Source organism: Pedobacter sp. KBW01, from assembly GCF_003852395.1.
Classification (GTDB): Bacteria; Bacteroidota; Bacteroidia; order Sphingobacteriales; family Sphingobacteriaceae; genus Pedobacter.
This window is the reverse complement of record NZ_QAJQ01000020.1, coordinates 202,090-215,128: the sequence shown is the minus strand read 5'-3', so window position 1 is coordinate 215,128 and position 13,039 is coordinate 202,090. Positions and strand designations below refer to the sequence as shown.

The following is a 13,039-nucleotide window of genomic DNA, read 5'->3' as shown; positions in this document are numbered from 1 at the left end:
AAACTTTTGGGTTCAGTCTAGGTTGGTTAGTTTATTGCCCATAAAACTATATTTATCATAAAGTGCGGTTTGTGTTATAAAACTGTTATCGTAACTGCTTTGGTAAGCAACAGTGCCTACACCAAACTCATTTTTAGTATACTGCAAAACCAGGCTGTAAGTGCGCTGAGTTAGGCTGTTTTTGTTTTTAATTTCTGTTGGTGTCCGGTGTAAGCCAGTTTGATTAATGGTAGACTGCTCAGGCTCGCCCAGCTTATTTTCTTTTTGGCTGGCATCTAAATGCCTGAAGGAAACAAAAGGAGTAATGTCGAAATATTTATATAGGTTAATGGTAGCCGCCGCACCTCTGAAGAATGAATATTCGTTGGCTGAAGTATAAGGGCTCAAACCTAAATCCTTTTTGGCAACGCTGGTTACATCAGGACCTTGGCCAAAAGAAAAAGCCTACCATAAAGTCAATCCCTGGCCAAACTGCAAAGTATAATCGCCCAGAACCAACTTTTTTACCTTGTCCAATTTGGACAGTGTTACGTTGGCAGAAAAGAAATCGAATGGTTTGCCTATAAATTTTTCGCCTGCATCTTTATCAAATGTTAAGGCAGCCGAAATTATCGAAGCATAGTTATAAGGGCACCGTGTTTGAAAGCGTTCAGGCGTACCTAAATAACGGTTCCCTGGCAAATCTGTAAAACCTTTTTGTTTTTCTAAGGTTTGAGCAAACCGCATCATGATATCGTGCTCCCCAGCACCAAACAGCTTGCTTAACTGCAAGCTTTCATATTCAGCTATTTTATTTACGGTAACAAATGGAATTAAATTTTCAATTGTTTTAACATCAAAACCATGAATGATTTGCAATTCATGCACGTCCAGCAACCTTCCATTCTCTTTGGAATAGGCAAAGAAATTGTTGATTTGGAGTGGTGAAATAAAAATCAATGTTTTCAATTCCTCAACCGAGGTATTATTTAAATTAATGGGGTGCTTGCGGTACCTGGTTAATACTTCAACCAGTTCGGTTATATCGTAATCATCAGGAAGGTTTTCGGCAACGTTTTCTACAATATCGCGTATGGCTCTTCCTGTTCTGTTGTTTGTGCACTTGCAATAAATCCGATCATTACAAATACAATGCTTAAAATTTTAAAACGCATAATAAATTGTTTTTCAAGTAAATTGCTTAGGAAGGTAATAGGGGATAACCGGACGATTTTTGTAATTAGGAGCCATACCTACATCACACTTGTATAGCGTACGGTGGGAGTCATTTACTGAATTGGCCCTAAAAGCCAATGTAATAGAAATAACTATTTGATTGCGATTGGTGAGCGCTAAAAGATTACGCAAATAATCTTGATCAGATACATAGCGAGGAAAAAAGACACGTAACAAAAAATACCATACTTTCATAAGCGAGCGTTAATCGGTTAAAGAAAATAGAGGTGATTTTTTGTTCTGTAGAACTAATATAGAAAAAATATTTTTAAAACTACAAGGAATGTAATTCTAAAAATACTTTTAAGTAAGGTTTTATGTTTTAAAGTTCCTGAGATAGATTAACCAGAAAACCTTTTAGCTTTTCTAAAGAATCAATAATTTTCTGATTTTCTTTTACATCAGATTTATTGTTTTTCAGGTAATCTTTAGCGCCCTTTAAAGTGAAGCCTTTTTCATCGACAAGGTTGAAGATGATTTTCAGGTTTTCTATATCTTCTGGAGTAAAAAGACGGTTGCCTTTTTTGTTTTTCTTAGGTTGAAGGATATCGAATTCTTTTTCGTAAAAACGAATCTGTGAAGCGTTTACATTAAACATTTCAGTCACTTCGCCCATGGTATAATACATTTTATTAATGTCTCTTTCTTTATACGGCATATTTTGAGCTTGATTATGAGTGTTTTATATCGATTAATTAAAGTGTTCAAATGTAGCTCGATTTTTCCTTAATAACGCAATAAAATTTTAATTTTGTTCCCTCCAATATTATTGAAATGACAGCAAAAGAGATTAGACAGGCATTCCTTAGTTTTTTTGAATCGAAACAGCATCATGTTGTTCCTTCCGCACCGATTGTGGTTAAAAACGACCCAACCTTAATGTTTACCAATGCGGGTATGAATCAGTTTAAAGATTTATTTTTGGGAGAGGCTGCCATCAAATATTCTCGTGTTGCAGATACTCAACGTTGTTTGCGGGTTTCGGGTAAACATAACGATTTGGAAGAAGTAGGTATTGATACTTACCACCACACCATGTTCGAAATGTTGGGCAATTGGAGCTTTGGCGATTATTTTAAAAAAGAAGCCATTGCCTGGAGCTGGGAACTACTAACCGAAGTTTATAAAATTCCAAAAGAAAAATTATATGTTACCTATTTTGAAGGCGACGAGAAAGAAGGTTTAGCTAAAGATCAGGAAGCTTTTGACCTTTGGAAACAATATGTAGATGAGAGCCATATTTTACCAGGAAATAAAAAAGATAATTTCTGGGAAATGGGCGATACAGGACCATGCGGCCCTTGCTCAGAAATCCATGTTGATTGCCGTACCGATGAAGAAAAAGCATTAGTGGATGGCGCTACGCTGGTAAATGCAGATCACCCTCAGGTAATCGAAATCTGGAATAATGTATTTATGCAGTTTAACCGCTTAAAAGATGGTTCCTTGCAAAGTTTACCAGCCAAACATGTGGATACCGGAATGGGTTTTGAACGTTTGGTACGCGTTTTACAGGAAAAAACATCTAACTACGATACCGATGTTTTTCAGCCAATGATTCAGTTTATTTCTGATAAAGCAGGAATAAAATACGGTGCAGACGAGAAAACCGATATCGCTATGCGTGTAATGGCCGATCATATCCGTGCCATTTCATTTGTTATTGCAGATGGTCAATTGCCTTCTAATAATAAAGCTGGTTATGTAATCCGCAGGATTTTACGCCGTGCAGTACGTTATGCGTACACTTTTTTAAACTTTAAAGAGCCTTTCTTAAACCAATTAGTGCCTTTGCTGGCCGAACAGTTTAAAGGTGTTTTCGATGAGTTGGTTTCGCAACAGGATTTTGTACAGAAAGTGGTTTTGGAAGAAGAAGTTTCTTTCCTACGTACACTATCAACAGGAATTCAGCGTTTTGAGAAATATCAGGCTGTAAATAATAGCGTAGAAGGTAGTTTTGCTTTTGAACTTTCTGATACTTTCGGTTTCCCGATCGATTTAACAGAGCTGATGGCAAGAGAAAAAGGCTGGTCGGTTGATTTAAAAGCCTATGAACAGGCATTAAAAAAACAAAAAGACGATAGCCGCGCCGCTACCGCTATTGATACCAGTGACTGGGTAATTGTAAATGCCGATGATCAAAGCGAGTTTGTAGGTTATGATGACTTAGAAATTGAGACCGAAATTTTAAAATACCGTAAAGTAAAAGCTAAAGGCAAAGAGCAGTTTCAGCTGGTTTTACGCCAAACACCTTTTTATGCAGAAAGTGGTGGTCAGGTAGGAGATACCGGCCGATTAGAGGACCACAGTCGCCAGTTTTGGATTGATATTACCGATACCAAAAAAGAGAATGGCTTAACAGTTCATTTTGCTGATATATTGCCAGATAATCTGGAAGGTAAGTTCTGGGCTGTTGTAGATGAAGATAAACGTGTTTTAACCGAAGATAATCACTCGGCTACACACTTATTACATGCTGCCTTAAAACAGGTTTTAGGTCAGCACGTTAACCAAAAAGGATCACTGGTAAATGCTGATTACCTGCGTTTCGATTTTTCTCACTTTGCAAAGGTAACCGATGAGGAGCTGGCGCAGATTGAAGTGATTGTGAACCAGAAAATCAGACAAAATATTAAGCTGAAAGAGCAACGAAACGTGCCTTATCAGGATGCTATTGAAAGTGGGGTAACCGCTTTATTTGGTGAAAAATATGGTGATTTTGTTCGGATGATTACTTTCGACGATCATTTCTCTAAAGAACTTTGCGGTGGTACGCACGTAAAAGCTACCGGTCAGATTGGTTCGTTTAAAATTGTTTCAGAAAGTGCAGTTGCTGCCGGTGTTCGTCGTATAGAAGCAATTACTGCTGATAAAGCAGAACAATATTTCTTAGATCAAAGGAAAGAATTAGGACATTTAAAAACATTATTGAACGGTAGTAAAGACTTGTCGGCTGCTGTACAAGCTTTGCTTGACGAAAATGCGAAACTGAAAAAGGAGATTGAAAAATCGACTATTGAACGGGTAAATACCTTAAAACATGAAATTGTACATCACGTACGCGGTATTAACGGAATTAATTTAATTGCCAAACATATTGATATACAGAGTGCTGAAGCAGTTAAAAATCTGGCATTCTCTTTAAAAGATATGGTTGATAACCTGTTTTTGGTTTTTACTACAGAAATTGAAGGCAAGCCTGGTATTACGGTTATGCTTTCCGATCATTTGGTTAAAAAAGGATTAAATGCTTCTAATATTGTTCGTGAGCTTGGAAAAGAAATTCAGGGTGGCGGAGGCGGACAGCCATTTTATGCAACAGCTGGTGGTAAGAATCCAGCTGGTTTAAAAGCAGTATTAGAAAAGGCCGAAACTTTTATTCCACATGCACATTAAGCATAGTATAAATGCATAAAAAAAGAGGCTTAAAGCCTCTTTTTTTATTTTAATGTCTGCCATGTTTTTCACGGTGTCCTCTCGAGAATAAACTCGCATTCACATTTCTATCGTGGTGTCTGTTATCTTCCCTGTAGCTTCTATAGTTATTTCTTGATGGATTGTATCTGATTCTGTCGCCACCGCCATAAGATGAACGATAATAGTTTTGATGACTGGCGTACCTTACCCTGTGGTTATTATAGCTGCGATAAGGATTATCACCATACATTACAATTTTTCTACCGTGGTTCAGGTTATAGCCTCTATATCTTGCAGGTAAATATCTTGATCTGGTCCATCTGTTTCCACTTAAGTAAACAAACTGTCTTTGCGGAACACAATAGTAAGACTGTACTTCGGGGAGGTAGTAGTAATTAACATCCTGATAGCCTGCCGGGATCCATGCAGGTTGTGAACCAATATTTACATTAATACTTACCTGAGCGTTAGATTGATTAGACGTTAAAGCCACGATACTTAAAATCGCGGAAAGGAGAAATAACTTTTTCATAATAATCTATTAATTTGTGTGTGTTTAATGTAATTCAAACGTTGTGCCAAAAAATCTATTGTAACAGCTATATAAAAAAAGGAGCGCCTATTCTGGCACTCCTTTAATTTAACTAAATGCTCATATTAGTATTTTTCTTTGTTTTTTTCTTTTCCATGACCTTTTTTATGGCCTTTTCCGTGATCTTCCCCGTTATCTTCTTTTCCATACATTTTTTTAGCCTGACCTGGAGGCATGCCATGCGGGTGTCCTTTTACAACATAATATCTACTATCACGGCTGTCTCTGATAATCAACTGGCCTTTATTACCTTTATACTTTGCATATTTTACTTTATCATTTCTGAAATTTAAATAGGGTTTTGGCGAATTGATCACAACCTTGTAACCGTTGTATAAATCATAGTTACCGTATCTGGACGGCAAAGAGTTGGCAAATACCCAGTCATTTCCATTTAAATAAACAAACTGCCTTTGCGGAACGTAATAATAACTCTCTACATCGGGTAGGTAGTAATAATCTACATGGTCGTATCCCGTTGGACCCCATAAGGGCTGAGAACCGATATTAACGTTAATATTTAACTGGGCTTTTGCCGGCATGCTGAGCAATGAAACCATCATAACTACCGCGACTAAAAATAATTTTTTCATAACAGATTTAATTTATGTGTGTTTAAGTGTTATTTAAAGTATCCAAACTACGTGCCAAACTCATTAAATAAATAAGGAGCATCTTTTTGGGATGCTCCTCTACACGACTAACTAAATATTTTGATTAATGGCGTTCATTTCTTCGTTCGCCACCATTTCTTTCTGGTCTACCATTATCGTTTCGTTCTACCCGCTTAACTACTTTTATATTTCGTGGTCTATTACGTTCGGGACGTACTACAGTTACCTGTTTCTGAGCATAGTTGGGATGGCCTTTAACTACATAGTATTTAGCTTCGCGACTATCTCTTATTACCGCCTGGCGACCACCATAGTTTTTATATGGGCTATACCTGGTAACATAAAAATTGTTTTGCAAATAAGGTTTTGGCTTGTTAATTACCACTTTATAAGAACGATATAAATCGAAGTTGCCATATTGTGCAGGCAAATTGTTCGCCCATATCCAGCGGTTACCATTTAAATAAATGTACTGGGAAGAAGGAACATAATAGTAAGCATCTATATCCGGGAAATAATAATAATCTACATGGTCGTATCCGGTTGGACCCCAAACAGGTTGTGAGCCTATATTTACATTTAAACTAACTTGTGCTTTTGCATAATCTACGCCGAATAATGAAACCATCAGGACTGCGGCAAATAAAACTAACTTTTTCATAATCTTAAATTAAAGGTTTTGTGTGTGTTAATTATTAGGATAGACGGCGCAGATAAAGAGTAGTTTAATTAGGTGATTTGGATTTAACATTCTTTAACGGATTCGTTTTACTCAATACACCGGAGTAATTTTACTCAGTGTATTGAGTAAATTGCCAGTTGTCTTGTATTTTATTGATTGTCAGCTGTTTATTTGTTAGTTAAAGAAAGGTTGTTTTGATAGGGATTTTTAAAAAATTCTCCATCAAGCCTTTTTTAACGAAAGACTAAATAATAACTATATTTGCCTGTAATTTTAACATATAAAGCTTTAATGTCTTTACAAAATAGCAATTTCGAACTCGTTTCAGGACTGGAAATCCACGTTCAGTTAAATACCAATACCAAAATATTTTCTGCTGATAGTGCTGCTTTCGGTGCTTCGCCTAATCAAAATATATCAACCGTTTCGCTGGCCTTGCCCGGTGCTTTGCCAAAGCTAAATAAAGAAGTGGTAGCTAAAGCGGTTCGCATTGGCCTGGCGTTAAATTGTACCATCAACCAAATCAATCATTTCGACAGGAAGAACTATTTCTATGCCGATTTACCTAAAGGATATCAGATTACGCAGGATAATCAGCCAATTTGTGTTAACGGTTTCCTGGAAGTTGAACTTGCTGATGGATCGACAAAGAAAATCGGTATTAACCGCATTCATTTAGAAGAAGATGCAGGTAAAAGTATCCACGATCAGGATGATCAATATTCGTTGGTTGATTTGAATCGCGCTGGAGTGCCTTTAATTGAGATTGTTACGGAGCCTGATATCCGCAGTGCGGAAGAAGCTTCGGCTTTACTGAGCGAAATCAGGAAACTGGTGAGGCATTTAAATGTGAGCGATGGAAACATGGAAGAAGGTAGTTTGCGTTGCGATGCCAATATTTCAATCCGTCCGGTGGGCACAACTGAATTTGGTACCCGCTGCGAAGTGAAAAACCTAAACTCCATGCGCAACGTACGCAGGGCAATGGATTTTGAATTTGGCCGTCAGGTTGAAGTGATTAGCAACGGAGGAAAAATTATTCAGAGTACGCTTAATTTTGATGCTGAAAATGGTACTACTTCACCTATGCGTACCAAAGAAGAAGCAAACGATTACCGTTATTTTTCCGATCCGGATTTACAGCCTATTCACATTTCGGATAGCTGGCTAGCTGAAATTAAATCGGCCATGCCTGCTTTGCCAAATGAGATTTCGAAAAAGATGATTGCGGAGTTTAGCATTAGTAAGGCCGATGCAGCCTTGTTTGCAGAAGATTTAGCTTTACTAACTTATTTTAATGCTGCTTTACCACTCGTAAATACCAAAAAAAGTTTAATTAACTGGCTCATTGGTCCGGTTAGGGCTATTTTAAACGAAAAAGCTATTACCATTGATGTTTATAAGGTTAAACCTGAACAGCTTGCGGTTGCAGTTAATCTTGTTGATGATAAAAAGCTAACTCAACAAATTGCCATACAACAACTATTGCCTGCAATTGAAACCAAAGCGGATACGGATGTAGCAGAGCTTGCCCAGACTTTAAATCTTTTAATTACCGAAAACGGTGATGAACTGGGAAGTTTTATTGATGAAGTGTTAAATAAATACCCGCAACAGGTAGAAGCATATAAAAAAGGTAAAAAAGGCGTTTTAGGCTTGTTTGTTGGCGATGTAATGAAACTTGCCAAAGGAAAAGCTGATGCAAAAAAATTAAACGAATTAATACTTGAAAAACTGAAATAATGAGAATAAAACAATTGAGCCTGATTGTGCTGATTGCAATTGCTTTCACCGCATGTAAACCAAAAGATAGCTTCACGATTGACGGAACTTTCCAAAATCCGGGGGCAGAAAAAAAGGTGTTTTTGTATGGTATGCAAAATAGTAATATGGTTGCAATCGATTCGACTAATTTATCGGAAAAAGGCGAATTTAAGTTTATACGTAAAACCCCTTCTGTAGATTTTTTCAGGGTATCGGTAGGTAACCATGAATTTATGCTGATTGCTAAAAACGGCGATGCAATTAAACTGGAAGCTGATTTGGCTGATAAAACCATGGCGTACAAAATTTCGGGTGCAAACGAGGTAGATAAATTATCGGAGCTTAATGGTATCAGAAATACCTTTGCCAAGCAAGTTGAAAAACTACAGGCTGATTTTGAAGCGAAAGTAGCTACGCAACCGCAAAACAGGGCGACCATTTTAGAATCGATGAAGCCTCAGTACGAATCTTACATCAATCAGTTAAATACGCAGATCTTAAAATTTGCTAAAGACAATAAAGGTACGTTGGCAAGTTTTTATGCCATGAACACTTTAAGTCCGCAGGAATTTGAAGCTGAACTGGTAAAATTTGCTGATGAGGTTAAACAAGATATTAAAGGTAATGCCACTGTAGATGCTTTCGTTAAGCAAATGGCGCAGTTAAAAGCAGTGCAAGTTGGCGAAATAGCACCAGCATTTACCATTAATACTGCAGAAGGTAAACCCGTTAGTTTAGCTGATTATAAAGGAAAATATGTATTGGTAGATTTTTGGGCATCGTGGTGCCAGCCTTGTCGCCAGGAAAATCCGAACGTGGTAAAAGTTTACAATCAATACAAAACTAAGAATTTTGACGTTCTGGGTATTTCGCTCGATACCGATAAAGCAGCCTGGTTAGGTGCAGTTAAAGCCGACGGATTAACCTGGACACATGTATCGGAATTGAAAGATTTTAACGGTGAAACGGTAAAAAAATATCAGGTGCAAGCGATTCCTACTTCATATTTGATTGATCCGGCAGGGAAAATTGTAGCTAAAAACCTTCGTGGAACAGCGCTGGAGGACTTCTTAGCCAAAACGTTACGTTAAAACAAATTTCATGTTAAACTAATTTAAGTAATTAACAATTTCTTAACTTAGGCTTAACTAAATATTGCATCATAGACAGTACTTTCGTAACAAATATTTAACTATGAACAACGCAGGTCAGAAAATATTAATTGTTGATGATGAACCAGATATTCTGGAGCTTATTGAGTACAACCTAAAGAAAGAGGGGTACCAGGTTTTCACCGCAACCAACGGTCAGGAGGGAATTACAGTTGCAAAGAAGGTTCATCCTGATTTGATTATCCTGGATATTATGATGCCTAAAATGGATGGGATTGAGGCTTGCCGTTTAATGCGTGCAATTCCTGAATTCAAAAATACATTTATGGTTTTCTTAACGGCCAGAAGCGAGGAGTATTCGGAAATTGCCGGTTTTAATGTGGGTGCCGATGATTATATCGCCAAACCAATTAAACCAAGGGCTTTAGTAAGCCGCATCAATGCAATTTTAAGAAGAAATGCAGGTACAGAAGAAGTATCAGAAAATAAGCTTGAAATTGGTGATTTAGTAATTGACCGCGAAGCATACCTCGTTTTTCAAGGTGGTAATAAAGTGGTGCTGGCTAAAAAGGAATTCGAATTATTATATCTTTTAGCTTCTAAACCAGGTAAAGTTTACACCCGCGAATCGATCCTTAAAAATATCTGGGAAGACTCTGTAGTGGTAACTAACCGTACTATCGATGTACATATCCGTAAACTGCGCGAAAAATTAGGCGAAACCTATGTGTCGACGGTTAAAGGTGTGGGATATAAATTTGAGCTATCTTAATTGATATTGACCTAAAAATATAAGCCGTCCTAATCTCGCATTAGGACGGCTTTTTTGTTTTGGTTAAGCAAAGTGTTGCTCTTTTTATATTGAGATCTGCGTCTTTATCCATGAGACCCCGAAATAAATTCAGGGCGACGGGTGGCTTAAAAAATAAAATCGTATTTTTGCGCTTCATTAATCACAGCACAGTTTGAAGTTTCCAAATTTTAAAGACCTTATCCTTTTCGAAGACAACGATTTTATTGTCATTAACAAACCTCCGTTCTTAGCATCGCTTGATGAAAGAGGCGCGGCTGGCGAAACCAATGTTTTGCGTTTAGCCAAGCAGTATAGCTATGATGCACAGGTATGTCACCGTTTAGATAAGGAAACTTCTGGAGCTTTAATTATTGCGAAAAATCCTGAAGGCTATCGTCATGCTTCTATGCAGTTTGAAAGAAGAAAGGTAAATAAAACCTATCATGCTGTGGTAGATGGTCATGTGATTTTTGATGAGCTAATGGTCGATTTACCAATCTTAAACGATGGAAATAAGAATGTAACCATTGATAGGGTTGAGGGAAAACGTGCCGAAACCATTTTCGATTCGCTAAAATATTATAAACACTATACTTTGGTTGAGTGCAAGCCTATTACTGGCCGCATGCACCAAATCCGCATCCATTTAGCCACACAAAGGGCTGCCATTGTTGGCGATGATATGTATAAAGGAAAACCCGTATTTCTTTCTTCGATCAAAAGAGGTTACAGGTTAACCAAAGGAGAAGAAGAACAACCCATCATGAAACGTTTTGCACTACACGCTAGGCACCTGGTGTTTAAAGGGCTTGATGATAAAGACATTGTGATCGATGCGCCATATCCAAAAGATTTTGCCACCTTAATTAAGCTTTTGGACAAATTTGACGCTTAACCTTCGTTTTTCTGCTGAAAAGTAAAAATAGAACTAAATGTATATCCGCTTTGTAAATTACCTTGATCAGATTAACCAATACCGGAAATCAAAGATATCAAACCGTAATTTCTTAGTAGTTCTGGCTATTATAGTAGGTGTTTTGGCCGGACTTGCGGCGGCTGCTTTAAAAAGTTTAACCCATCATATCGAAGAGTTTCTTCAATCAGACTGGCATTGGAAATATAAATACTACCTGTATTTTATTTTTCCGATGATTGGGATCCTTTTAACCGTTTTGTATATTAAGTATTTTATACGAAGAACAAAATTCGAAACCGGTTTAACACCTTTGTTATATGCTATTTCGAAGAAATCGAGCAGGGTAGAACCCCACAACATTTATTCGCAGGTAATTACAGCTGCAGTTACGGTTGGTTTTGGTGGCTCTACAGGCCTGGAGGCGCCAATAGTTACCAGTGGTTCGGCCATTGGTTCAAATTTGGGCCGTTTTCTGGGGCTTTCCTATCGCGAAATTACCATGTTGGTGGCTTGTGGTGCGGCCGCAGGTATTGCAGGCGCTTTTTATAGTCCGGTGGCAGGTATTGTTTTCGCAATAGAAATTCTGCTTCCCGAGTTTACTATTCCAGCATTTATTCCGCTGCTTTTATCGGCAGCTACCGCAGCCGTGGTGGCCAGGGCATTTTACACGCAGCAGTTGTTCTTTTTGGTAACTGAGGGTTGGAAAATGGATGCATTGGTTTATTATGTGCTTTTGGCGGGCTTAATTGGCTTGTTTTCCATTTATTTTACCAAAGCGAATTATGCCATTAAAGGCCTCTTTTATAAAATAAAAGATCCTTACACCAAGGTAGTTGTGGGCGGTTTAATGCTTGGCGCTTTGGTATTTCTTTTTCCAACATTATATGGCGAAGGCTATATTACGATGAAAGGCTTACTAAAAGGCGATTACCTGGCCGTAATTAACAACAGTATTTTCGAAGATTACAATAATATCCCTGCGATTGTAGTGTTGTTTACTGTGGTCACCATTTTCATGAAATCCCTTGCTACCCTCATTACCTTAGGTGCCGGTGGTAATGGCGGAACGTTTGCGCCAAGCTTAATCATGGGTGGATTAATCGGATTTATTTTTGCCTATACGGTAAATTTATCCGGTATGGCGCAGTTAAACGTGTCGAATTTTATTGTGGCGGGTATGGCCGCTGCTTTGGGTTCCATCATGCACGCGCCTTTAACGGGTATTTTCCTTATTGCCGAAATTACGGGAGGCTATATTTTAATGGTGCCGTTAATGATTACTACGGCTATTTCTTACGCCATTAACCGTGGTTCGCAAAAACATTCTATTTACACCAAAGTATTGGCTGATAAAGGTGAGCTTTTATCTCACGAGGATAAGGATACTACGGTTTTGAACCAGATGAAATTAAAATATCTGATTGAGAAGAGTTATCCCCAGTTACAACTGAATGATGTACTCTCGCTAAAGATGAATGAAATTGTACAATCGGGTAAAAATATTTGTGCGGTTACCGATGAGACGGGCGATTTTAAAGGTATCATTTACATCGAAAAGCTGTTTAATGAGATGATGGGCAATCCGGATAAGGAAAACTTACTGGCTGCAGATTTGGTACAAGCTGCACCAAACACACTTACCGAGGCCGATGATCTTAAAATGGTACTGGAAAAGATGGAACAGGAAAATGTATGGATTTTACCGGTACTCTCTGAACAAAACCGTTATCTGGGGTTCGTTTCTAAGACTGCAATCTTTAACAAATACAGGGCCTTGCTGATGCGGCAGAATGATTATATGGGTTAGAGTCAATTCATCTTCAGTTATCGTCATTTCGAGAGAAGTGGAGAAATCTTTTGGTGAATATTCTTGATAGATCTCTCCGTTCCGTTGCACTTCAGTCGAGATGACGATTGGTTTATTGACATAAAAA

General features: G+C 37.9%; 12 protein-coding genes. 6 read left to right on the top strand and 6 right to left on the bottom strand.

Translation table 11 applies throughout. The features are described 5' to 3' along the window. Positions 1 to 12: 12 nt before the first annotated feature. From DBR40_RS19920 to DBR40_RS19910, 3 genes are all read right to left on the bottom strand, one after another. Positions 13 to 387 carry a hypothetical protein gene (locus DBR40_RS19920; protein ID WP_124561504.1) on the bottom strand — a complete coding sequence of 125 codons (375 nt, stop codon included), beginning with the start codon at positions 385 to 387 and terminating at the stop codon, positions 13 to 15. A 57-nt stretch (positions 388 to 444) separates the two neighbouring features. Continuing rightward, positions 445 to 948, bottom strand: a complete 504-nt coding sequence (locus DBR40_RS19915) for a hypothetical protein (RefSeq protein ID WP_158674089.1) — start codon at positions 946 to 948, stop codon at positions 445 to 447. Between the two features lie 589 nt (positions 949 to 1,537). Continuing rightward, positions 1,538 to 1,873, bottom strand: coding sequence for a MerR family transcriptional regulator (locus tag DBR40_RS19910; RefSeq protein WP_124561502.1), 336 nt, complete (start codon positions 1,871 to 1,873; stop codon positions 1,538 to 1,540). Positions 1,874 to 1,989: 116 nt separating this feature from the next. Between DBR40_RS19910 and alaS the strand changes: the two genes are divergently transcribed. Continuing rightward, entirely contained in the window at positions 1,990 to 4,611 is a 2,622-nt protein-coding gene (gene alaS / locus DBR40_RS19905) for an alanine--tRNA ligase (protein WP_124561501.1), read from the top strand. A gap of 49 nt (positions 4,612 to 4,660) precedes the next feature. Here alaS and DBR40_RS19900 read toward each other — a convergent pair whose 3' ends face one another. The 3 genes from DBR40_RS19900 to DBR40_RS19890 form a co-directional block, all read right to left on the bottom strand. Next, entirely contained in the window at positions 4,661 to 5,164 is a 504-nt protein-coding gene (locus DBR40_RS19900) for a hypothetical protein (protein WP_124561500.1), read from the bottom strand. A gap of 125 nt (positions 5,165 to 5,289) precedes the next feature. Next, on the bottom strand, positions 5,290 to 5,817 hold the full coding sequence (locus DBR40_RS19895) for a hypothetical protein (RefSeq protein ID WP_124561499.1): 528 nt from the start codon (positions 5,815 to 5,817) through the stop codon (positions 5,290 to 5,292). Between the two features lie 124 nt (positions 5,818 to 5,941). Continuing rightward, positions 5,942 to 6,499, bottom strand: a complete 558-nt coding sequence (locus DBR40_RS19890) for a hypothetical protein (RefSeq protein WP_124561498.1) — start codon at positions 6,497 to 6,499, stop codon at positions 5,942 to 5,944. Between the two features lie 312 nt (positions 6,500 to 6,811). Between DBR40_RS19890 and gatB the strand changes: the two genes are divergently transcribed. The 5 genes from gatB (at position 6,812) to DBR40_RS19865 (ending at position 12,912) form a co-directional block, all read left to right on the top strand. After that, complete coding sequence (gene gatB / locus DBR40_RS19885; protein WP_124561497.1) at positions 6,812 to 8,263, top strand: Asp-tRNA(Asn)/Glu-tRNA(Gln) amidotransferase subunit GatB; 1,452 nt, start codon at positions 6,812 to 6,814, stop codon at positions 8,261 to 8,263. Beyond that, entirely contained in the window at positions 8,263 to 9,375 is a 1,113-nt protein-coding gene (locus DBR40_RS19880) for a TlpA disulfide reductase family protein (RefSeq protein ID WP_124561496.1), read from the top strand. The genes gatB and DBR40_RS19880 overlap by 1 nt, the downstream gene beginning before the upstream one ends. A gap of 103 nt (positions 9,376 to 9,478) precedes the next feature. Beyond that, the gene (locus DBR40_RS19875; protein WP_113951181.1) at positions 9,479 to 10,168 is read left to right on the top strand and encodes a response regulator transcription factor; all 690 of its coding nucleotides are present in this window, start codon (positions 9,479 to 9,481) and stop codon (positions 10,166 to 10,168) included. A 193-nt stretch (positions 10,169 to 10,361) separates the two neighbouring features. After that, positions 10,362 to 11,084 (top strand): RluA family pseudouridine synthase, encoded by a 723-nt coding sequence (locus DBR40_RS19870; RefSeq protein WP_124561495.1) that lies wholly within the window; start codon positions 10,362 to 10,364, stop codon positions 11,082 to 11,084. Positions 11,085 to 11,121: 37 nt separating this feature from the next. Continuing rightward, positions 11,122 to 12,912: a chloride channel protein gene (locus tag DBR40_RS19865; RefSeq protein ID WP_124561494.1), complete on the top strand. Its 1,791-nt coding sequence runs from the start codon at positions 11,122 to 11,124 to the stop codon at positions 12,910 to 12,912. The last annotated feature ends 127 nt before the right edge of the window (positions 12,913 to 13,039 follow it).

Coding starts and splice junctions, on each gene's coding strand:
- DBR40_RS19910 (WP_124561502.1), bottom strand. CDS start 1,873: ATGCCGTATAAAGAAAGAGACATTAATAAAATGTATTATACCATGGGC.
- alaS (WP_124561501.1), top strand. CDS start 1,990: ATGACAGCAAAAGAGATTAGACAGGCATTCCTTAGTTTTTTTGAATCG.
- DBR40_RS19900 (WP_124561500.1), bottom strand. CDS start 5,164: ATGAAAAAGTTATTTCTCCTTTCCGCGATTTTAAGTATCGTGGCTTTA.
- DBR40_RS19895 (WP_124561499.1), bottom strand. CDS start 5,817: ATGAAAAAATTATTTTTAGTCGCGGTAGTTATGATGGTTTCATTGCTC.
- DBR40_RS19890 (WP_124561498.1), bottom strand. CDS start 6,499: ATGAAAAAGTTAGTTTTATTTGCCGCAGTCCTGATGGTTTCATTATTC.
- gatB (WP_124561497.1), top strand. CDS start 6,812: ATGTCTTTACAAAATAGCAATTTCGAACTCGTTTCAGGACTGGAAATC.
- DBR40_RS19880 (WP_124561496.1), top strand. CDS start 8,263: ATGAGAATAAAACAATTGAGCCTGATTGTGCTGATTGCAATTGCTTTC.
- DBR40_RS19875 (WP_113951181.1), top strand. CDS start 9,479: ATGAACAACGCAGGTCAGAAAATATTAATTGTTGATGATGAACCAGAT.
- DBR40_RS19865 (WP_124561494.1), top strand. CDS start 11,122: ATGTATATCCGCTTTGTAAATTACCTTGATCAGATTAACCAATACCGG.